Origin of the sequence: Natronococcus sp. (genome assembly GCF_047921035.1) — an archaeon.
GTDB lineage: Archaea > Halobacteriota > Halobacteria > Halobacteriales > Natrialbaceae > Natronococcus.
Genome location: NZ_JBLRWX010000007.1, coordinates 18,086 through 38,341, shown reverse-complemented (window position 1 = coordinate 38,341; position 20,256 = coordinate 18,086). Strand labels below are relative to the sequence as shown.

General features: G+C 67.0%; 23 protein-coding genes and 1 tRNA gene. 11 read left to right on the top strand and 13 right to left on the bottom strand.

Annotated features, from left to right (window positions below):
* Nucleotides 1–8: 8 nt before the first annotated feature.
* On the bottom strand, nt 9–203 hold the full coding sequence (locus ACNA7R_RS02895; RefSeq protein WP_416282030.1) for a methytransferase partner Trm112: 195 nt from the start codon (nt 201–203) through the stop codon (nt 9–11).
* A gap of 111 nt (nt 204–314) precedes the next feature.
* Nucleotides 315–1,679 (bottom strand): adenylosuccinate synthase, encoded by a 1,365-nt coding sequence (locus ACNA7R_RS02890; protein WP_416282029.1) that lies wholly within the window; start codon nt 1,677–1,679, stop codon nt 315–317.
* A gap of 329 nt (nt 1,680–2,008) precedes the next feature.
* On the opposite strand from ACNA7R_RS02890, the gene ACNA7R_RS02885 reads away from it, so the two are divergent.
* Entirely contained in the window at nt 2,009–2,314 is a 306-nt protein-coding gene (locus tag ACNA7R_RS02885) for a hypothetical protein (protein WP_008426473.1), read from the top strand.
* 81 nt (nt 2,315–2,395) lie between these two features.
* On the opposite strand, the gene ACNA7R_RS02880 is transcribed toward ACNA7R_RS02885, so the two are convergent.
* The 4 genes from ACNA7R_RS02880 to ACNA7R_RS02865 all read right to left on the bottom strand — a co-directional run bounded on the left by ACNA7R_RS02880 (nt 2,396) and on the right by ACNA7R_RS02865 (nt 6,284).
* Nucleotides 2,396–4,138 carry a hypothetical protein gene (locus tag ACNA7R_RS02880; RefSeq protein WP_416282028.1) on the bottom strand — a complete coding sequence of 581 codons (1,743 nt, stop codon included), beginning with the start codon at nt 4,136–4,138 and terminating at the stop codon, nt 2,396–2,398.
* 37 nt (nt 4,139–4,175) lie between these two features.
* A complete protein-coding gene (locus ACNA7R_RS02875; protein ID WP_008426477.1) occupies nt 4,176–4,454 on the bottom strand; it encodes a UPF0058 family protein in 279 nt (92 codons plus the stop codon).
* Nucleotides 4,455–4,558: 104 nt separating this feature from the next.
* Nucleotides 4,559–5,731: an ABC transporter ATP-binding protein gene (locus ACNA7R_RS02870; protein ID WP_416282027.1), complete on the bottom strand. Its 1,173-nt coding sequence runs from the start codon at nt 5,729–5,731 to the stop codon at nt 4,559–4,561.
* A gap of 85 nt (nt 5,732–5,816) precedes the next feature.
* On the bottom strand, nt 5,817–6,284 hold the full coding sequence (locus ACNA7R_RS02865) for a DUF5793 family protein (RefSeq protein ID WP_416282026.1): 468 nt from the start codon (nt 6,282–6,284) through the stop codon (nt 5,817–5,819).
* Between the two features lie 163 nt (nt 6,285–6,447).
* On the opposite strand from ACNA7R_RS02865, the gene ACNA7R_RS02860 reads away from it, so the two are divergent.
* The 3 genes from ACNA7R_RS02860 (at nt 6,448) to ACNA7R_RS02850 (ending at nt 7,933) form a co-directional block, all read left to right on the top strand.
* On the top strand, nt 6,448–7,119 hold the full coding sequence (locus ACNA7R_RS02860; protein WP_416282025.1) for a class I SAM-dependent methyltransferase: 672 nt from the start codon (nt 6,448–6,450) through the stop codon (nt 7,117–7,119).
* Between the two features lie 31 nt (nt 7,120–7,150).
* Nucleotides 7,151–7,221 (top strand) — tRNA-Gly (locus ACNA7R_RS02855).
* A 241-nt stretch (nt 7,222–7,462) separates the two neighbouring features.
* On the top strand, nt 7,463–7,933 hold the full coding sequence (locus ACNA7R_RS02850) for a hypothetical protein (protein WP_416282024.1): 471 nt from the start codon (nt 7,463–7,465) through the stop codon (nt 7,931–7,933).
* A gap of 253 nt (nt 7,934–8,186) precedes the next feature.
* Here ACNA7R_RS02850 and ACNA7R_RS02845 read toward each other — a convergent pair whose 3' ends face one another.
* Nucleotides 8,187–8,474 carry an amphi-Trp domain-containing protein gene (locus ACNA7R_RS02845; RefSeq protein WP_416282023.1) on the bottom strand — a complete coding sequence of 96 codons (288 nt, stop codon included), beginning with the start codon at nt 8,472–8,474 and terminating at the stop codon, nt 8,187–8,189.
* A gap of 67 nt (nt 8,475–8,541) precedes the next feature.
* Nucleotides 8,542–8,691 (bottom strand): hypothetical protein, encoded by a 150-nt coding sequence (locus ACNA7R_RS02840; protein ID WP_416282022.1) that lies wholly within the window; start codon nt 8,689–8,691, stop codon nt 8,542–8,544.
* Nucleotides 8,692–8,733: 42 nt separating this feature from the next.
* On the opposite strand from ACNA7R_RS02840, the gene ACNA7R_RS02835 reads away from it, so the two are divergent.
* From ACNA7R_RS02835 to ACNA7R_RS02825, 3 genes are all read left to right on the top strand, one after another.
* Complete coding sequence (locus ACNA7R_RS02835; protein WP_416282021.1) at nt 8,734–9,300, top strand: GNAT family N-acetyltransferase; 567 nt, start codon at nt 8,734–8,736, stop codon at nt 9,298–9,300.
* Nucleotides 9,301–9,637: 337 nt separating this feature from the next.
* Nucleotides 9,638–10,615: a flap endonuclease-1 gene (gene fen / locus ACNA7R_RS02830; RefSeq protein ID WP_416282020.1), complete on the top strand. Its 978-nt coding sequence runs from the start codon at nt 9,638–9,640 to the stop codon at nt 10,613–10,615.
* A gap of 243 nt (nt 10,616–10,858) precedes the next feature.
* Nucleotides 10,859–11,164 carry a hypothetical protein gene (locus tag ACNA7R_RS02825; RefSeq protein ID WP_416282019.1) on the top strand — a complete coding sequence of 102 codons (306 nt, stop codon included), beginning with the start codon at nt 10,859–10,861 and terminating at the stop codon, nt 11,162–11,164.
* Between the two features lie 115 nt (nt 11,165–11,279).
* Here the strand turns inward: ACNA7R_RS02825 and mvaD are convergent, their stop codons facing one another.
* The gene (gene mvaD / locus ACNA7R_RS02820) at nt 11,280–12,257 is read right to left on the bottom strand and encodes a phosphomevalonate decarboxylase MvaD (RefSeq protein WP_416282018.1); all 978 of its coding nucleotides are present in this window, start codon (nt 12,255–12,257) and stop codon (nt 11,280–11,282) included.
* Between the two features lie 120 nt (nt 12,258–12,377).
* Between mvaD and nth the strand changes: the two genes are divergently transcribed.
* A complete protein-coding gene (gene nth, locus ACNA7R_RS02815; protein WP_416282017.1) occupies nt 12,378–13,061 on the top strand; it encodes an endonuclease III in 684 nt (227 codons plus the stop codon).
* 88 nt (nt 13,062–13,149) lie between these two features.
* Nucleotides 13,150–13,395 carry a hypothetical protein gene (locus ACNA7R_RS02810; protein WP_416282016.1) on the top strand — a complete coding sequence of 82 codons (246 nt, stop codon included), beginning with the start codon at nt 13,150–13,152 and terminating at the stop codon, nt 13,393–13,395.
* A 384-nt stretch (nt 13,396–13,779) separates the two neighbouring features.
* On the opposite strand, the gene ACNA7R_RS02805 is transcribed toward ACNA7R_RS02810, so the two are convergent.
* Both ACNA7R_RS02805 and ACNA7R_RS02800 read right to left on the bottom strand, forming a co-directional pair.
* A complete protein-coding gene (locus tag ACNA7R_RS02805; RefSeq protein ID WP_416282015.1) occupies nt 13,780–14,538 on the bottom strand; it encodes an ATP-NAD kinase in 759 nt (252 codons plus the stop codon).
* 43 nt (nt 14,539–14,581) lie between these two features.
* The gene (locus ACNA7R_RS02800) at nt 14,582–15,892 is read right to left on the bottom strand and encodes a M28 family peptidase (protein ID WP_416282014.1); all 1,311 of its coding nucleotides are present in this window, start codon (nt 15,890–15,892) and stop codon (nt 14,582–14,584) included.
* Nucleotides 15,893–16,058: 166 nt separating this feature from the next.
* Here ACNA7R_RS02800 and ACNA7R_RS02795 point away from each other — a divergent pair, with 166 nt between their 5' ends.
* The gene (locus tag ACNA7R_RS02795) at nt 16,059–17,123 is read left to right on the top strand and encodes a polyprenyl synthetase family protein (RefSeq protein WP_416282013.1); all 1,065 of its coding nucleotides are present in this window, start codon (nt 16,059–16,061) and stop codon (nt 17,121–17,123) included.
* Between the two features lie 163 nt (nt 17,124–17,286).
* Nucleotides 17,287–17,565 carry a hypothetical protein gene (locus tag ACNA7R_RS02790; protein WP_416282012.1) on the top strand — a complete coding sequence of 93 codons (279 nt, stop codon included), beginning with the start codon at nt 17,287–17,289 and terminating at the stop codon, nt 17,563–17,565.
* On the opposite strand, the gene ACNA7R_RS02785 is transcribed toward ACNA7R_RS02790, so the two are convergent.
* Nucleotides 17,566–18,480 carry a cation diffusion facilitator family transporter gene (locus ACNA7R_RS02785; protein ID WP_416282011.1) on the bottom strand — a complete coding sequence of 305 codons (915 nt, stop codon included), beginning with the start codon at nt 18,478–18,480 and terminating at the stop codon, nt 17,566–17,568.
* A 68-nt stretch (nt 18,481–18,548) separates the two neighbouring features.
* Nucleotides 18,549–20,249, bottom strand: a complete 1,701-nt coding sequence (locus ACNA7R_RS02780; protein WP_416282010.1) for an acyl-CoA mutase large subunit family protein — start codon at nt 20,247–20,249, stop codon at nt 18,549–18,551.
* Between the last annotated feature and the right edge of the window lie 7 nt (nt 20,250–20,256).

Here is a 20,256-nt window from a genome sequence, read left to right as displayed (position 1 = left end):
TGGGGCGTTCAGGCAGGGGATTTATCGCGCATGTCCGGCGGCAGCAGGTTCGGGATCCCGTCCTCGACGGGGTATCGCTCGCCGCACTCGGTACAGACGAGCGTCCCGTCGATGACCTCGTTGTCCTCGTAGTCGGCGTCTTCGAGTTCCAGTTCGTGTTTGTCGAGGGGACAGCAGAGGATCTCCAGCAGCGACTCCTTCATACTACGACAGGCGAACGCATACAGCAAAAGGCTTCGGGAACGCCGCGGCGACGGCCGGATTCGCCCGACCGCCGCGACGCGACTCGCGTCGAGCAGTGCGGCGATAGCGCGCTACTCGTAGGGGTTCTCGACGACGACGGTCTCCTCGCGTCCGGGACCGACGCCGACCGCGTAGATATCGGCCTCGAGCTCGTCGGCGACGTACTCGAGGTAGGTGCGGGCGTTCTCGGGAATCGCCTCGTACCCCTCGTCGGCGACCGCGTTCCAGTCGACGTCGTCCCAGCCCTCGAAGGTCCGCAGGTTCGCCTCGCAGTCGCCCCACCTCTCGGTCGTCGGCGGCATCGTGAGGATCTCCTCGCCCTCGAGTTCGTAGCTGTGGCCGACCTGCACCTCCTCGAGGCCGGCAAGCACGTCGATGTGGTTGATCGCGAGCCCGGTGAAGCCGTTCGCGCGCGCGGCGTGGCGCAGCATGGGCATGTCGAGCCAGCCGACGCGTCGGGGTCGACCCGTGACGGTGCCGTACTCCCCGCCCTCGTCGCGGATGTAGGTGGCGAGTTCCTCCTCATCCTCGCCGGCTCCCGTCTCGGAATCGTATTCGGGCGTCTGTCCCTCGACGCCGCCGAGTTCCGTCGGAAGCGGGCCCGTTCCCACCCGAGAAAGGTACGCCTTGACGATCCCGATGACCTCGCCCTGCCCGACGACGGTCGGACCGAGGCCGGTGCCGACGGTCGCGCCACCCGCGGTCGGGTTCGAGGAGGTGACGTAGGGGTAGATCCCGTGGTCGATGTCGATCGAGGTGCCCTGCGCGCCCTCGAGCATCACGTTATCGCCGTCGTCGATTCGATTCTGGAGGTAGGTGCCGCAGTCGACGGTCATCTCCTCCTCCGACAGGCGCTCGCCGTACTCGCGATAGGTCTCGAAGAGGTGGTCGACATCGAACGCCTCGTCGGGGTCGGCGCCGAAGACCTCCTCGGCCAGGGCGCGCTTCTGGGGGACGACGTACTCGAGGCGTTCCCGGAGGGTGTCGGGATCGAGCAGGTCGCCGACGCGGATTCCGCGGCGGCCGGCCTTGTCCTCGTAGGTCGGGCCGATGCCGCGTTTGGTGGTGCCGGCCGCGAGGTCCTCCTTTTCGTCCTCCTCGATCCCGTCGAGCGCGCGGTGGTACGGGAGGATGACGTGCGCCCGTTCGGCGACCCGCACGTCGGGCTCGAGACCCCGCTCACGGAGCGTATCGATCTCATCGAACAGCGTCTCGGGGTTGACGACGCAGCCGTTGCCCAGCACGCCGACTTTCCCCCGGACGGCGCCGGAGGGAACGAGCGACAGCTTGTACTTCTCGCCGCCGTGAACGACGGTGTGGCCTGCGTTGTCGCCCCCCTGATAGCGGGCGACGACGTCGGCGGCGTCGCCGTAGAGGTCGACGACACCACCCTTACCTTCGTCGCCGAGTTGGGACCCGACGATTGTGACGGTCATAACAGCGGCGGATTCTTGCCCGGCCGATAAACAGATTACGGTCTGTGCGGACGATCGACGGGGACGATATCCACGAACGCGAATAGGTACCGTAACCCAGCCGCCCGCGCGCCGATCGTCCTCCCACCTCCGTGCAACGACCGCGCGCCCGTCGCCGCTCCCCCGCCGAACCGGTTCGGCGGACCGAACGGGTTCCCGACGGCGACCGCCTGCAGGCACGTGCGACCGGAAGCGTTAACTACTGACAGGATTTGACACACTGTTGAGAGTGGTCGTTTCACTCGCAGAGAGTAACTTTTAAAGGCTCCAAAGACAAGTTAACAAATGCCATGATAGACCGACTTGAGAAGGAAGTCGATATGTTGGAACGTCATCTGCAGGTCCTGAAGATGGTCATCGAGAACGAACCGATCGGGATCGTCAAGATGTCGAACGAGACGGGCTACCCGCACCACAAGGTGCGGTACTCGCTGCGGGTCCTCGAGGAGGAGAACCTCATCGAGCCCTCGAGCCAGGGTGCGATCAAGACCGAGCGCACCGCCGAGTTCGTCGACGATCTGGACGGCAAGATCGACGACATCGTCGACAAGCTCGAGGGAATGAAGATCGAAGACGTCGCCGAGATCGAAGGGTAGTCTCTTTTTTCTCGTCGTTTTGTCCGCCGCGTCGGGAGCGGTGCGAACGATTGCCAGCGAGCCACGACCGCTCGCTCGAGGCTACAGTTCGGGGACGGTCACATGGAACCCCTCCGATCGCGACTCGGCGAGACAGAGGTGGTACCCCGGGTTGTTGACGTAGCTCAGCCGCGAGCCGCGGCTGAGAAAGCCGCTCTTGGTCGCCTCCTCGACGACCTCGAGCGCACCGGGCTCGAAGTAGCTCCGGGTGACGACGAGCGCGGCCGCCAGCTCCGAGTGGCGGTCGGCGACCGCCGACGCGTCGGCCGCGACCGCCTCGAGGCGCTCCCGCGAGACCGGTTCCCGGGAGTCGTTCAGCGCCGCCACGAGCAACGGGTGGCCCATCTTGTCGTAGGCGACGACGTCGAACTCGACGGTCTCGGAACCGTCCTCCGGGTCGGTTCCGACCGGGACCTCGCTCCGGACTTCGACTCGATCGATCCGCGTGATCCCCTCGTAGAGGGCGCCGAGTGCGTCCGCGCGCCCGGTATCGCGGATCTCGAAGAACAGCTCCGTCGTGAGCCACTCGAGGAACCGAAACTCCATCGAGTCGGTCAGTGCCTCGGCGAAGGGCCGTCCGTCGACCGTGGCGCCGACGTCGTCGAACCGCGTGTGATACTCGAGTCGCAGGTTCGCGTCGACCTCGCTGCGGTCGACGCGGTCCTCGTGGGCCCTCCCGAGCGTGGGCTGGCTCCGGGAGTCGTACCGGACGAAGAGGTTCGTCTGGGAAAGCGCCTCGTCGAGTCCGAGCTCGGGGCCGGACGGCGACCGGCGGCCGCCGCGGGCCTCTTCGAGTTCCGCCTCGAGGGTCTCGATCCGCCTTCGAAGTTCGTCGACGGTCGCCGACAGTTCCTGATTTCGCGCGCGAAGCCGCTCCCGTTCGGCCTCGAGGCGGTCGACGGGCGTCTCGGGGTCGCTCCCGTCGTTGCGATCCGGATCCGCCGACGGGTCCGTCGTCTCGGCCGCGCCGTCGACCGCGGACGGCTCCTCGGGGCCGGACGGAGGGTTGGAGTCCGGGTCCGGCGCATCCAACGGCGCCGCTGGCGGCTCCTCGGCGGCGACGGCCGCCGCGTTGGAAGCGTCCGCGACATCGTCGTTCGACTCCGAGTCGACCGAGGGGATGGTCCGCGACTCCTGCCACCGGGCTTCCCCGTCGATTCCGTCCGTCCCCGCCGGCTCGTCGTCGTCCGCGCTCGAGGTTTCCGCGGAGGCCGTCGCGCTCGCGTCCGACTTCGTCGGCGGCGGGGCCTCGACGGCGTCGGCGACGTCCGTGACCTCGACCTCGACGTCGATCACGTCGTAGATGCCGACCTCGTCGACCGCTCGCTCGAAGGCCTCCTCGCCGACGAGCAGCCGTTCGGCGTTGCCGATGTACGCGACCGCCATCCGTCGGCCGCCGTAGTAGACCAGGTAGTAGTCCCCGCTGAGGACGTTCTCGCTCAGTTCGACGTAGCCGGTGAACGAGCCCTCTCGGAGGGTGTCGTCGACCTCCTCGAGGGGCGTCTCGTTCGTGTAGTACTGGCCGCGCGGCGCGCCCCGTTGGGCCTCCATCGAGCAGAGCAACGGGAGCGCCCGGTGGGGCGCCTCGTAGACGGTTCCGGAGCCGCCCGCGACGTCCCCACAGTCGCCGTCGATAACGCCGACGATACGTCCCCCGAGCAGGAACACCCAGGTGCCGTCGACGACGACGCCACCGGAGAAGTCGGCGCCAGCAAGCGCGTGGAGATCCCCGTCGAACGGACGAGAATCCCAGCGTTCGACGCGCTCTTGCGTGCGCGAGTCCATAAGCTCACAAACAGGATCCGAGACAAATACGTTTCGTCTATATCTTCGACTCGGCGTCCTCGGCCAGTTCCTTCATGCGTTTGCCGATCCGCCCGGCGCTCGAGAACTCGTCCTCGCTCATCGCCTTCGCGAGGGCGTTTCCGAGGACGAAGACGGCGTGTTTGTGCTCGCTCTTCGACTTGTGGACGTGCGAGGGATCGACGTCGAGCTGGCGGTACGGATCGAACAACTCCTCGTCGACCTCCTCGCGCTCCGAGAAGTACTCCATGATGACGACGAGTTCTTCGTGGAGTTCGAGGAGTTCGTCCTTGTGCATGTCCACGTGTAAGGATGGTTTCGGTTTAAACATTGCGTGGCGACGCGTCGCAAAACAGCCGCGTCGGGCAGGGCGAGGAGGCACGACGCCGTCCGACGACGGGCTCAGTCGGCCGCAACCGAGGGCGTGCGCTCGCGCTGGCCGGCGGGGAACCAGGCGAGTTCGTGGTCGGCGGTGACCCGCACCGCGACGCGTTCGTCCAGGTCGATCCGATCCGAGTGGTTGTGCATACACTCGATCGTCTCGCCGGTGTCGAGTTCGACCCGGTAGAGCACCGTCGGCCCGAGATACCGGCGGTAGACGACGGTGCCGTCGGCCGAAGCGTCGGTGTCCGCGGCCGGGTAGGCCGTCACGTCGTCGGGACGAACGAGCAGGTCGACGGACGTTCCGTCGTACTGCTGGGCGAGGCCGTTGACGTTGTCCCGGAGCACTCGTCCGAGCGCGGTGTCGACGTGGTCGCCCCGGACCTCCCCGGAGAGAAAACTGGCGTGACCGAGAAAGCCCGCGACGAAACGGGACTCGGGCTGTTGAAAGACCTGTTCGGGCGTGTCGATCTGCTCGATGTTGCCGTCGTTCATCACGGCGACCCGATCGGAGATCGACAGCGCCTCCTCCTGGTCGTGGGTGACCGAGACGGCAGTGACCCCGGCGGCCTTGATGATCCGGCGAACCTCCTCGCGCATCTCGACGCGCAGGTCGACGTCCAGGTTCGAGAACGGCTCGTCCAGCAGTAACATCTCGGGTTCGGGAGCCAGCGACCGGGCGAGCGCGATCCGCTGTTGTTGTCCCCCCGAGAGTTCGTCCGGGTAGTCCTCGCCGTGATCCTCGAGGCCGACCAGCTCGAGCAGCTCCGAGACGCGGGCCTCCCGGTCGGGCTCGTTCCACTCCTGGAGTCCGAACGCGACGTTCTCGCGGGCGGAGAGGTGAGGAAACAGCGCGAACTCCTGGAAAACGACCCCCGTTCCGCGCTCCTCCGGCGGGACGAATCGGCCCTCGCCCGCGACCGGCGTCTCCTGGAGCCGAACGGCGCCCGCGTTCGGTCGCTCCAGCCCGGCGATCAGTCGCAGCGTCGTCGTCTTCCCGCAGCCCGACGGACCGAGGAGAGTGAGGATTTCGCCGTCGCGAACGGACAGCGAGAGGTCCGAGATCACGTCCTCGGACCCGTACCGTTTCGCGACGCCGTCGAGTTCGAGCACGACGTCCTCGCCGGAGTCCGAAGATGGAGTTCTCGCCTGCCGTGCGTCGGTCGCCGACGTGAGTAGTTGTCCGTTCGCCATATCGATTGCCGGCGTCTGCCGGCGTCCATTCGATTTAGGCGTGCCTAAAACACTTATAACTGCCGGTCGGTTCCCACGGGCTGGGTTAGAGTTCGACGCCGCTGGGGATGAGACTGTGCTGGCGGAGGAGGTTCCCGTCCTCGTCGTACACCAGGAACGTTCCCTTGTCGTAGCTGACGAACTCCTCGTCGTCGAACAGGATCTCGATCTCGTACCGGCCGTCGCCGCTTCCGTTCTCGCCGTAGCCGCGTGCAGCCCGAATAAATCGCAGGACGTTGTCGGCGTCCTCGTTGAGTTCCAGCAGGAACTCGCCCGTGGTCCGGTTGGCGAGGCTCACGACCCCGTCGGTTTTCTCCCCGAGCGGCCCCTGAAGCCGAAGGGCGGCGTCGGTCTCGCTCGCCTCGAGGACGTCGCCGTCGGGACCGGTAAGGCGCTCGCGGAGTGCCGTCGCTGGGCCGGTGAAGTCGATCGCTACCGACGGTTTCGCCGGCTCGCCATCGGTCTCGACCCAGTCGACGTTGCTGACGTCCAGTGTGAAGTGCTCGCGCCTCATTCCGTACCATCGCTTGGTACTCCCACCGTATGAACGTAACGCAAGACTACTCCGGTCTTCGACGGATCAGTCGGCGAAACCGGTTCGCGTGGGCAAACGTGGTCGAGACGTCGATTGGGGCATCGAACGCTTTTTGCGCGCTCGCGCTCTCCGTGCGACCGAGATGGACCGCAGGCGGGCCGTCCGCGACACGTACGATCGGATCGCGACCCACTTCGCCTCGACCCGGGAGTATGCCTGGCCGGAGGTCGAATCCTTCCTCGAGGAAGCCGTCCGGGAGGGAGCCGTCGGACTCGATCTGGGCTGTGGCAACTGTCGCCACGCCCAGCTACTGGCCGACGCCGACGGGATCGACCGCGTGATCGGCCTCGACGTCAGCCGCGGGCTACTCGAGACCGGGCGCGAACGGGCCCGCGAGCGCGAGTTCGAGGTCTCGCTGGTCCAGGGCGACGCCGCGACCCTGCCGCTGGCCGACGGCAGCGTCGACGTCGCCGTCTACGTCGCGACGCTCCACCACCTCCCGACGCGAGCGAGCCGGCTGGCGAGTCTGGACGAACTCGCGCGCGTCCTCGCCTCCGACGGCCGCGCGCTCGTCAGCGCCTGGTCGACCGCCCACGACCGCTTCGACGAGACCGAGGGATTCGACACGACCGTCGAGTGGACCCTCCCTGGCGGCGAGACCGTCGACCGGTTTTACCACATCTACGACCCCGAGGAGTTCGAACGCGACCTCGAGGCGAGCGACCTCGAGATCGTAGAGTGGGAACTCTCGAGCGGGAACTGCTACGCGACGGTCGCGGGCGGGGACCGCGTCTCCGGAGCCGAAACGGAATAGCCTTAAACGAGGAACGAAAACGGGAGAGTGCGCGCGGATGGTCTAGTGGTAGGACCTGAGCCTTCCAAGCTCATGGCCCGGGTTCAAATCCCGGTCCGCGCACTTTTCGACGAACGGACGTGAGGAGAAAATGCGCGAGAGGGATTTGAAGTAGAGAAGACGCAGCGCGCGAGCGACGCGAGCGCGACCGTCTTCGCGTAGTTCAAATCCCGGTCCGCGCCCTCTCCGAAAAACGACACCTCGAGCGACCGACCTCCCGCTTCCGACTCGAGCCCGACGCCCGAATCCACCCCTTGCAACTCCCGGCACCGCCCCTACTGAACCGGCCATCGGAGGATCGGATATGGGCACCAGATACGAGGAGGGAGACGTCGTCGCAACGCCCGACGGTCGCGGCGTCGTCGCGGCCGTCCTGACAGACTCCTTCGAATTCCCCCAGGAGGGGGACGAGCTCGCCGAGGTTTCCGCGAGCGACGACCAGCCGGCCTACGTCGTCGGCCTCGAGAGCGTCGGCTCGGCGGTCTACCGGGCGTCGACCCTCGAGGCAAGCGACCTCGAGGACGAGGACGCGACCGAGGAAACCGACGACGAGGCGCTGACCGAGGTCGTCGACGAGGACGTCAACGGGCTCGACAGCCTCCCGGAAGGGTGGGATCGGGACAGCATCCTCGAGTACTGGTCGTCGATCGGGGGCTCCTGGGAGTCCTGCGTCGACGACATGACCGACAAGTTCGAGGAGGAACGCGCGAAGGAACACTGCTCGGCGATGAAAGACGAAGTGATCCGGAGCGAGCGCTGGCGAAACCGGTTCTGAGTACCGTCGACCGAAATAGACCCAATCTGTTTTGGGGCCAGAGATATCCGGGAACGACCCCTCGTACCGAGTGTGGAGTGACGAGCTCCCACTCTTCATAACCACCTTCAGCATCCGACAGCCGGAGCTATCGCGTTCGGTGTCGAACCGTGAGAGCGAGCGACGAACGCGCGGCTGTCGTCCTCGAACCAACGCATCGTAAAAACGGTCACCGCTGTGGACGACGCCGCAACGATCCGGGCGGATCGGTCCGTTACTCCTCGTCGGCGTCCGAACTCGGAACGAGCCACTCGAGTTCGATCTCGAGTTCGATCTCGTCGTACTCGTCGTCCTCGGGTTCGCGCTCGAGTTCGACCTCGAACTCGAGGCTGTCCTCGGGCAGCGCGACCGTTACCGACTCGTCGTCGGTCGACACCGTCAGCTCCTCGCCGTCCTCGAGTTCGTCCGCGAGGTTGCGCAGCCAGTCGGCGGCCTGGTCGGGCGACTGTTCGAGCTCCGCCTCGAGAAGTTCCTCCTCGTGGTCTTCTTCTTCGTCCGTCATCACTCGTACTGAGGCGGCGAGGCCGGAAAAATTCGCCCGTTGAATTCGCCACCGTGGGAACCGTGAGCTACGACGCGATGGGAACGGCGGCCACGCGGTCGGTGAGGTCGACCAGCGTCGCGAACACGAGCCCGAGAGCGATCCCGAAGAGGAGGTGTCCGAAGGGGCTCTCGGTCCAGATGTCCGTTCGCGAGAGTGCGTCGGTACCGACGGTCATAGAAGACGTGACGCTTAGTACCTGGCTCGCGAACGTCCCCCCGTGGAGTACGAACTGCTCGGCTGGCCGCCGAACGGACCGAAACTTCGCCTCGACCACGAGCGGTTCAGCTACGCCGGGAAGTTCGTCATGACTAACACCGGCAAAGCTGTCGCACGCGAGGACGGCGAGGTCGTCGCTGCGATCGCGTTCAACGAGGATCGCACGGACGAGGCGACCCTCTGGCTGCGGTACGTGACGGTCGCCGGCGACCGCCGCGGCGAGGGGATCGGCCCCGAACTCGTCCGACTCGTTCGGGACCGCGCGACCGATCGAGGGTACGATCGGCTGCGGATCGCGGTCAACAACCCCTTCGCCTACGAGGCACTGTACCGGGCGGGCTTTGGCTACACCGGTGAGGCGACCGGGATCGCGGAGCTGATCCTCGAGTACCCCGCTCCCCTCGACGGCTCGAGCGACGAGGGCGCAAACGACGAGCGCGCGAGCCGGGAGCGCTACCAGGCGGGGCTCTCGACGTTTCGCGAGCGCGACCTCTCGAGCGACGAGGGGGCGTTCCTCGAGGCCCGGCGGGGCCGCGGTCCGCCAGACTCGAGCGCGCGCGACGGGTGAACGGTCCCGCGAGGCAGCCCTCGACCGGCCCAGTGGCTGCGGCCGACGAACCGCCCCTTCGCTGGCGCGCAGCGGCGCGGCGAGTGCAACGGAGACGCGCCGCGAACCGCGAGGGGCGAGCGAGCGGTTCACGCGAGCGAGCCGGTTGGGGAGGACGTGGCGTCTTCCCGTGTTCGCGCGGGTCGGTGCCGTCCCCGCCTGTCCTTCCTCCACGCTCGGGAGGGGCGTGCGACTCGAGGGGTGTACGCGACTCGAGGATCCGGTTCGAGACGAGCGCCGTCGACGGCCACGATCCGGAAGCCAACGATTCAAACCCCGAGGCGCCCAACGACCCACAATGGGTAACGCAGCACTGCGGGACATCGCGGTCATCGAGGACGTGCCGTTCGACGAGATCGAAGGCGTCATCGCCGTCGACGCCCACAACTGGCTCTACCGATACCTGACGACGACGGTCAAGTGGACCACAAGCGAAAAGTACACGACCCCCGACGGCACCGAGGTCGCGAACCTCATCGGCATCGTCCAGGGCATCTCGCGGTTTTTCGAACACGACGTCACCCCCGTCATGGTGTTCGACGGCGGCCCCTCTCAGCTCAAAGAAGACGAAATCGAGTCCCGCCGCGAGCAACGCCGCACGTACGAGGAACAGCTCGAGACCGCCCGCGAGGAGGGCGACGAGGTCGCCATCGCCCAACTGGAGTCCCGCACCCAGCGGCTGACGCCGACGATCCAGGAGACCAGCCGCGAGCTGCTCGAGCTGCTCGACGTGCCCGTCGTCGAGGCGCCCGCCGAAGGGGAGGCACAGGCCGCTCACATGGCCAAACGCGGCGACGCCGACTACGTCGGCTCGGAGGACTACGACGCCCTGCTCTTTGGCGCGCCGCTGACGCTGCGCCAGCTGACGAGCAAGGGCGATCCCGAGCTGATGGACCTCGAGGCGACCCTCGAGCGCCACGACCTCACCCTGGAGGGGCTGATCGACGCCGCTATCCTGATCGGCACCGACTTCAACGAGGGCGTCTCGGGGATCGGTCCGAAGACGGCGATCCGCGAGATCACCGAGCACGGCGACCTCTGGAGCGTCCTCGAGGCCCGCGGTGACACCGTCGAGTACGGCGACCGGGTCCGCCAGCTGTTTCGGGAGCCGAACGTCACCGACGACTACAGCCTCGAGACGACGATCGAGCCGGATCTCGAGGCCGCCCGCGCGTACGTCACCGACGAGTGGGGTGTCGCGGCCGACGAGGTCGAGCGAAGTTTCGAGCGCATCGAGGAGCAGGCCACCCAGACGGGGCTGGATCGCTGGACGTGAGTCGATGTGGAGCCGTCCGCCCCCTTCGGAGACCGTTTCGATGATCGAACGGCCGGATTCGACGGAAACGTGCCGGACGTCCCCGGCTGTCCTCGATAATTATCACGAAGGATCATCGCATAGTTTCGCCGATCGGATCGCCGTTAGCAGTCGGATAGGTCGCTCGAGGCGGCTCGGGGCGGGCGCCTTACCTGAGACATAATAATGCGCGGCGTTACGGTAGCCCTGGTCGGGTGAACGTCTATGTCCGAACAGACCGAACGCGGTGGCTCCGAGTCGAACGAGAGTCGTCCGCCGGAGGAACAACCGCGCGGCTCCCGGTTCGCTCCCGGGGCGTGGATGGCCTCGACCGTCGTCCAGACGGTCGTCATCCTCGTCGGTCTCGCAGTCGTCCTGTTCGCCGTGGGACAGGCGGTCGGCGCCGATCTGCTCGGTATGGTCGGCGACGCGCTCGCCACCCACACCGGACAGTGGCTCGCGGTGGCGGTGCTCGCGTTGATCCTCGTCATCGCGGCGCTGCGAGCGATGAGCTTCGCGCGGCCTCGGTAGCGCGCCGAGTCTAATCCGATCGACGTAGTCGTCGCTCACCCATTCTTTACGCGACCGACCTCGAGCAGCGGCGCCCTCGACCGCCAAACGGTCGACGTCCGATCCGAGCGGTCGCTCAGAACAGGTGGTCGTCGACGATTCGTGCCGGCCCGCCGACGTCCCAGACCATCGTCTCGACCCCGCAGTCGCTGACTTCGTCCTCGATGCGGTCGACATGGTCCTCGGTGGTGTTGACGTAGACGCTCGCGCCGGTGTCCGTCGAGAAGTAGACCGGGACGTCCTCCTCCTCACGGAGGCGGCGCACCCGGTTGAAGATCTCGAGGGTGGCCGGCTGCCAGTAGACCCATCCCTTCGGGCCGGTCATGGTCGTCGCGGCCAGCGACAGCGAGTCGTGCTCGGCGAGTTCGAAGACCCGGTCGAAGTCGTTACTGCGGAGCGCGTCGCGCATCTCCGCGATCTGGCCGTGGATGTGGGCGTTGCGGGCCTGGAACATGTGGCTGTCGGCGGCCTCGTCGTGGGCGTCCTCGGTCTCCTTGTGGTAGGGGACGAGCCCGACGACGATCTTGACGTCCTCGTCGAGGTCGCTGGGAATCTCCCGGGAGCGACAGTCGTCGTCGTTCAGTCCGGTGTGAAGCTGGGAGAACGAGCCGGTCACCGCGCGGGCGGCCGAGGCCGACCCCACGCGGGCGATCGTCGACACCGTCTCCAGGTCGGCCTCGAGGCCCGCGGCTTCCGAGAGGGCCATCGCCGCGGCCGCAAAGCCCGAGGACGAGGAACCCAGCCCGACGTTCGTCGGGAAGCTGTTCTCGCTCTCGAAGCGGACGGGATCGGCGGCGTGGTCGGCGTCGGCCCGTTTTCGAACCTTCGCGACGACGCTGTCGACTCGCTCCGCGGCCCGGCCCTCGAGGGTCTCGCCGTCGACGACGAACGTGTCGGCGTCGAACTCGCTCGAGAATTCGACGGTCGTCTTCGTGTGGCTGGGTGCCGTACAGAGGCTGATGCTGTCGTGGTACGGCAGGCGCTTCTCGTCGTCGCGCATCCCGTGGTACTTGACGAGTCCCTGGATGGGGTGGGCGATCGCGGTCGCTTTCATACCGGATAGCTGGCCGAAGCGCGCTTAAAACCCACGGCATTCGGGTGCTCGCCGAGTCGAAGTCCGACCGAAGCCCGCGGAACCGAACCCCTGAAATGGACGCCATCGAAAGAACGGGCCATGGGAACCCCGCTCGAGACACCCGAGGAGCAGGCCGCCGAGGTCGTCGACCGGCTCGAGGCCGAGTACCCCGATTCGACGATCTCGCTGCGGTACTCGAACCGACTCGAACTGCTGATCGCGGTGATCCTCTCGGCGCAGTGTACCGACGAGCGCGTCAACAGCGAGACCGAGCACCTCTTCGAGAAGTACGACGGCCCCGAGGCGTACGCCGCCGTCTCCGAGGAGGAACTCGCCGAGGACCTCAGCTCGATCACCTACTACAACAGCAAGGCGGGTTACATCAAGAGCACCTGCGAGACGATCCTCGAGGAGCACGACGGCGAGGTGCCCGACACGATGGACGAGCTGACCGAGCTGTCGGGGGTCGGCCGAAAGACGGCAAACGTCGTGCTCCAGCACGGCCACGACGTCGTCGAGGGGATCGTCGTCGACACCCACGTCCAGCGGCTCTCTCGACGACTGGGGCTCACCGAGGAGGAGCGTCCGGAGGCGATCGAGCGGGAGCTGATGGAGCTCGTCCCGGAGGAGTACTGGCAGGGATTTACCCACCTCTGTATCGACCACGGACGGGCGACCTGTACGGCCCGCAGTCCGGACTGCGGCGACTGCGTGCTCGCGGATATCTGTCCCTCCGAGCGGGGCGACGGCGACGTCGACCTCGCGTCGGGCGAGCCCTGGTAGCCGCGCCGCGGGGCCCGGTCGACCGCAGCCGTCCGTTGCAAGCCGAACGTCTTTTCGCCGTCCGTGTGAACCGGGAAGCGAGATCACTATGTCCGACGACAACGAGACCGGCAAGGACGAGCACGGACGGGACGTCGAACTGACCCACGAAGACACGGACGCCGAAGACGAGGGCGAAGAGGGGCTGACCGAGGAGGAGAAGGAGGCCCGCGAGGAACAGGCTGAGGAGCAGCGACGGCAGGACATCGAACACAAGTCAGACGACCGCGAGGACGACGCTCGGGAACACGTCAACCCGGACAACCACCGCGACGAGGAGCCCTTCGAGAGCTAACGTCCGTCCCCGCCGTCTCGCGCGTTCGCCCGTTTTCGTCCGTCGATCGAGTCGTAGTGCGTGAAAGTTATGAATTCTTTTGATTTGTTAGTAAACACACACACACACGAATGTTCTCGGCACTGACGACGGATCCGATCGCGACGTACCTGACGGTGCTGGCGGTGCTCGCCGTGCTGTACGCGACGCTCGGTCGGTGGCTCTACCGCGACGCGAGCCGTCGGGGTAGCGAGTGGGCGTGGCAGTGGGCCCACCGGAATCCCCGCGTTACTCCTTCTCGCCGTCGTACCCGGGCTGCTGGTCCTGATCATCTATCTGCTCGTCCGCGGGGACGGACCCGAGGGACCGGAACCCGACGCCGGCGCTCGAGGAAGCTGAGGGTCCTTACTCCGTCGGCGAGACCAGCGTCCGGAGTTCGTCCTCGAACACCAGCCGAACGGGCGAGTCCACGGGGACGGACCGAACCGACCGATCGTCGACGACCAGCGCGACCGAGCCCTCGTCGCGTTCGACCCGCAACTCGAGTTCGGGTGGGAGCACCCACTGGCGAGTCCGCGTCGCGAAGGGTGCGATCGGGGCGACGGCGACCGCCTCGAGCGCGGGCGAGAGTTCGGGCGCGTCGACGGCGCTCGCGTAGCCGTGGGTGCCGGCGGGCGTCGCCGCGACGACGCCGTCCGCGCGAAACGAGCCGACGAGTTCGCCGCCCGACCGAACGCTGTACTCCGAGATCTTCGCGGGTTCGGCGGTCACCAGCGCGGCATCGAACAGCCCGCGGTAGCGTTCGCCCTCGAGGGCGACCTCGAAGACGGGATGCGAGCGAACGCGGGCGGTATCCGACAGTACCGCCTCGAGCGCGTCCGCGACCGACTCGGCCGCGACCGACTCGAGGCCGACCCCCTCGCCGACCGGGAGCACCGGAACGTCGGGACTCTCGCGGGCGAGCGCCGACAGCGCGCGCTCGCCGACGGCGACCAGCACCGAGACGTCGGCCGATAGCGCCGCGGCCGATCCCTCGACGACCGTCCCGCCGCGTCCCTCGAGGGCGCCAGTCAGCGAGTCGGCGACGGCGCTCCGGCGGTCGGTTTCCTCGGCGACGACCCCGACGACGGCACCGTCCTCCGGCGGTTCCCACGCGGCGTCCATGGCTCGGCGTTCGCGCGGCCGATCCAAAAGGATACGGTTCCCGCTACTCGCCGTACGGCCAGTCGCCGGTCACCCGCATCCCCTCGGCGAGGTCCTGTGCCTCGAGGTCGGCGGCGATTTCCTCGGGCGAGCGGTGCTCGACGGTCCGGTCCTCGCTCGCCAGGTCGACGACGAGGTCGGTCAGGATGATCGCCTGCTCGCGGAGGTCCCGCTTCTCGAGTTTCTCGAGCGTGTCCGCGAAGGTGTGGCCCCAGCCACGACCCACGTCGTCGGAGGTCGACATCACGTGGTAGCCCGGCACGCCCCACTGGACGAACGGCCAGTGATCGCTGTGGGGACCGAGCCGGGGGACGATGTCGACCGGGTGGTCGTAGCGCTCGGCGACCGTTTCGGCCGCGTCCTCGAGCCCGTCGAAGCCGTGGGTCGTGAACTCGAGGGTGCGATCGCGGACAACGCCGTCGTTGTTGATGATCGCTTTGATCGAGTCGCGGTCCGTCTCGTCGGCGTGGTGGCTCGAGCCGACCAGCCCGACTTCCTCGGCGCCGTAGGCGACGAACTCGACGCGGGTCTCGAGGTCGTCCTCGCGAGCGGCGAGCGCGTTCGCGAGTTCGACGACCATCGCGGTCCCCGCGCCGTTGTCCAGGGCCCCCTCGGCGATGTCGTGGGCGTCGACGTGGCTCGTCACGAGCACGCGCTCGTCGGTGTCGGGGCCGAGTTCGGCGTGGACGTTCTGACTCTCCGCACTACCGATCTCGGCGTCGACCGAAACCTCGATCGACTCGCCCTCGAATCGACGAGCCAGCCGCGCGCCGACCTCGCTCGAGACGCCGACGGCCGGAATCTCGCCGATCGGGTCCTCGGCCGTTCCAACGCTGCCCGTCGGCGGGAGACAGCCCTCGACGTGGTTGCGGTAGACGAAGCCGACGGCGCCGTTCTCGACGGCGTGGTAGTACTTCTCTCGGCGGTGGACGTATCGATCCGCGTAGCTGGGGATGTCGCTGCGGACCATGACGATCTTTCCCTCGAGGGCGGCGTCCTCGAAGTCCTCGGGAAGCCCGTAGCCCAGATCGACCAGCGGCGCCTCGACGCTATCGGCGGGGCTGCGCGGCAGTGCGATGCAGTCCTGGCTCGTCTCGCCCGCGACGATCGAACTCTCCTCCCGGCTCCAGCCCTGGATCTCGAAAGACTCGAGCCGGGCGCTTTCGGCACCGGCGTCTTCGAGCGCGTCGCGGGTCAGTTCGGCGGCCTCGCGCTCGCCCGCGCTGCCGGCCATCCGGTTGCCGATATCGACCAGGTCCTCGAGGTGGTTCCATCCGACGTCGCTAGTAAACAGCGAACCGATCCACGTTGTCATGTCCGAATCGTCACCCTACCGCCGGGTAACGGTATCGGCTTCGGCGGAGTTCGGTCGATCAGCTGACAGCTCGTCGCCGCAACCGTCCGGCGAGCGAGACTGTCTCCGTTAGCCGGGAGACACGAGGAACTGAATCTTTTTTACCCCGCTCCCACTCGGGGGTGGTATGCGGGAGACGCTTGCCGAGTGGCGGCCGGCCATCGACGAGGCGATCGCCGATCTCGTTCCGCGCGAGGTCGAGGGGGAGTACCTCGAGGACTTCTTCGGCGAGCCGACCTACGAGTACGACCCCGAGGGGATCCAGCGGGCGCTGTCGGACCCGCTCTGGGAGCTGCTCGATCGGGGCGGGAAACGCTGGCGGGCGGTGCTGTTTCTGGTCTTCGTCGACGCCTTCGGGGAGGACCCCGAGGACTACCTCCGCTACGCCTGCATCCCCGAAATACTGCACAACGGGACGATCATCGTCGACGACGTCGAGGACGAGGCTGCGATGCGCCGCGGGGAGCCCGCCCTGCACCACGTCTTCGACGAGGACGTCGCGCTCAACGCCGGCAACGCGATGTACTTCCTGCCGCTGAAGATCCTGACCAGAGAGCAGGCGGATCTGCCGGCCGACCGCCGGCTGGCCGCCTACGAGATGCTGATGGACGAACTCAACCGGACCCACCTCGGCCAGGGGATGGACATCTGCTGGCACAACGAGAGCGAGGTGCGGGTCACGCCCGAACAGTACCTCGAGATGTGTGCCTGCAAGACCGGCTGTCTGGGCCGGATCGTCGCCCGGCTGGCGGCGATCCTCACCGACCAGCCCGCCGACGTCGAGGAGGCAGTCGCCAGCTACGCCGAGCTGACAGCCGTCGCCTTCCAGATCGGCGACGACATCTTAGACGTCGAGAACTCGCTGGGTCGGGCCGGCGAGTTCGGCAAGGAGTTCGGCAACGACGTCCGGGAGGGAAAGAAGACCCTGCTGGTGATCCACGCCGTCGAGGAGAGCGACCCCGAGACCGCCCGCCGGCTCGAGGCGATCCTCGAGGCCGACGAGAACACCGACGAGGAGATCGGCGAGGCGCTGTCGATATTAGAGGAGGCCGGCAGCATCGAGTACGCCCGCGACCACGCCCTCGAGCTGGCCGCGGAGGCTCGCGCGGCGATCGACGGGCTCGAGTTCGACCCCGAGAACGAGCGCAAGCTCCGGGAGTTCACGGAGTTCGTCATCGATCGCGACGTCTGATACGGATTGCTGTACCGATTTCCCGGCGCAACCGCCGCCCGGGTCGCGGTTGCGCCGGAACTGACGTACAGTAAATCGTATGAGCTGACGCGGGTCGGTGTCTGGCCGCTATCGTCGAGTGGAAATCAGTAACCCTGTATATCGCCTCCGCCAACCCTCGAGCGTGACCACTGAATCGGACCGACCGACTCGCCGTCCCTCGGCGGGACGATCCTCGCTGCTCGGACTTCTCGTGGCAGCCGTCGCCGCGTCGGCCGTCGTCGGCGCGGTGCTGGGCTACGCGCTGTCGTCGTGGCGAGGGCTCGAGGACGTGACCCTCCTCGGGATCACGTTCGTCATCTCGGCGATGACAGGGGCGCTGTACGCCGGCGTGGCCGTCGGCGTCTTTCTGACGACGCTGGCGTTCGTATTCGCGTCGATCTCGCGCCTCGAGGACGACTGATCAGGCAGACTCTGCCTCGACGTAGATCCGGTCGGCCTCGGGAACCTCCTCCCGGATCGCGGCCTCGACGGCGTCGACGGTTCGCTCGAGGTCCGCCGTCTCGAGGTCCGACCGGAAGCGAACGTCACACGCCACGAGGACCGATTCCGGACCGAGGTGCATCGTTCGCAGATCGAGCAGTTCTTCGACGTCGTCGACCGCGCGGATCGCGTCGACGATCGTGATTCGCTCGCGGCGGGTCACGCCCTCGCCGACGATGAGGCTGCGGCTCTCCCAGGCCAGCGCCAGCGCGAGTCCCATCAACAGGAGCCCGATGACGATACTCGCCGCCGCGTCGTAGACGACCGCACCGGTGCGGTCGGTGAGGTAGATCCCGCCGATCGCGACCAGCACGCCGACGACCGCGACGAAGTTCTCCGTGGCCGCGGTGAGCAGCGAGGGGTCCTTGGACCGGCGGAACGTCTCGAACAGCGATCGAAAGCCCTTCGCCTCGCGCTCGGACCGCATCCCGCCGTAGGAGGTGTACAGCGCGTAGGACTCGAAGAGAAGCGCGACGCCGAGGACGACGTAGTTGATCGTCACGTCGGCGTCGTCGACAGATCCACCGGCGTCGAGCGCGGCGTACCCCTCCCGGACCGAAGCGAAGCCGGCGATCCCGAACAGGAGCACGGTGACGACGAACGCGAAGAAGTACTGCTCTTTCCCGCGGCCGAACGGATGTTTGCGGCTCGCACCTTCCTCGCTGAGACGGAACCCCAGTAACAGCAGCACTTGATTTCCGACGTCGCCAAGCGAGTAGTAGGTCTGGCTCAGCATGCTCACGTTGCCGGTGAGCAGGTAGGCGCCGAACTTCGCGATCGCGATCGCGAGGCTCGCGACGAGCGAGACGAGGACGACGAGACGCGTCGAGACCATCGACGTCGAAACGGATCACGCCGAGGGCGGAATACGTTCGGGTCGAGAAACCGCGATTCCGTCGCCGTTCAGGCTAACCCGATCTGCTCGCTGTAGGCGCCGTGTTCGGCCTCAAAGACGTCCATGATCTCGCCCATCGTGGCGTAGGCCTTCACCGCGTCGACGATGTACGGCATCGCGTTCTCGCCGCGATCGATCGCGTCCTGTAGTTCCTCGAGCGTCGCCTCGACCTCGCCGTCGTCGCGCTCAGCTTTGACGTCCTCGAGCCGACCCAGCTGGCGGTCGGCCGTCCCCTCGTCGACCTGGAGGATGTCGGGGCTGGTGTCCTCCTCGATCGTGTACTGGTTGACGCCGACGACGACCTCCTCGCCGCGTTCGACGCGTTCCTGGTACTCGTAGGAGGCCTCCTGGATCTCCCGGAGGAAGTACCCCCCGTCGATTCCCTCGAGGATGCCGTCGCGCACGGAGCCGTCGCCCATCTCGCGGATCTCCTCGATGTACTCCATCGCGCGCCGCTCGGTCTCGTCGGTCAGCGCTTCGACGGCGAAACTCCCGCCGAGCGGGTCGACGATGTCGGCGGCGCCCGACTCCTCGGCGATGATCTGCTGGGTCCGCAGCGCCACCCGAACCGCCTTCTCGCCCGGGAGCGCGAGCGCCTCGTCGAAGCTGTTGGTGTGTAACGACTGGGTGCCGCCGAGGACGCCAGCCAGCGCCTGGATCGTCACGCGGGCGACGTTGTTCAGCGGCTGCTGGGCGGTCAGGGACTGGCCCGCGGTCTGGGTGTGGAACTTCAGCCGCTTCGACTCCGCGCGCTCGGCGTCGTACCACTCGTCCATCACGCGGGCGTAGATCCGGCGGGCCGCCCGGTACTTGGCGATCTCCTCGAAGAAGGAGTTGTGGCAGTTGAAGAAAAAGGAGAGCCGCGGGGCAAAGTCATCGACGTCGAGCCCGCGGTCGATCGCGTCCTCGACGTAGCCGAAGCCGTCGGCCAGCGTGAAGGCCAGCTCCTGGACCGCGGTCGAACCGGCCTCGCGGATGTGATACCCCGAGATCGAGACGGGGTGGAACTTCGGCGTCTGTTCGGTCGAGAACTCGATCGTGTCGGTCACGAGGTCGAGCGAGGGCTCGGGCGGGATCACCCACTCCTTCTGGGCGATGAACTCCTTGAACATGTCGTTCTGGAGGGTCCCCCGAATCTCCTCCCGGGGGACGCCCTGATCGTCGGCCAGCGCGACGTACATCGCGTAGATCACCGGCGCGGAGGGGTTGATCGTAAACGACGTCGAGATCTCCTCGAGATCGATCCCGTCGAAGAGGATCTCCATGTCTCGCAGCGTGTCGACCGCGACGCCCTCCTTGCCGATCTCGCCCTCGCTCATCGGGTCGTCCGAGTCCAGCCCCATCAGCGTCGGCATGTCGAAGGCTACCGACAGCCCGGTCTGGCCCTCGTCGATCAGGTAGTGGAACCGTTCGTTGGTCTCCTCGGCGGTCCCGAAACCGGCGAACTGGCGCATCGTCCAGGTTCGCCCGCGGTACATCGTCGGATACGGACCACGGGTGTACGGTTCCTCGCCGGGAAAGCCGAGATCCTCGAGGTAGTCGAGATCGCTCACGTCCTCGGGCGTGTAGAGCCGGTCGACCTCGAGGTTCGAGACGGTCGCGAACCGATCCTGGCGCTCGCCGTGGGCCTCGAGCGTCGGCTCGAGGGTCTCCGCTTCCCACTCCTCGCCGGCCTGGCGGATCGACTCGAGATCCTCATCGTCGTACATGATCGTA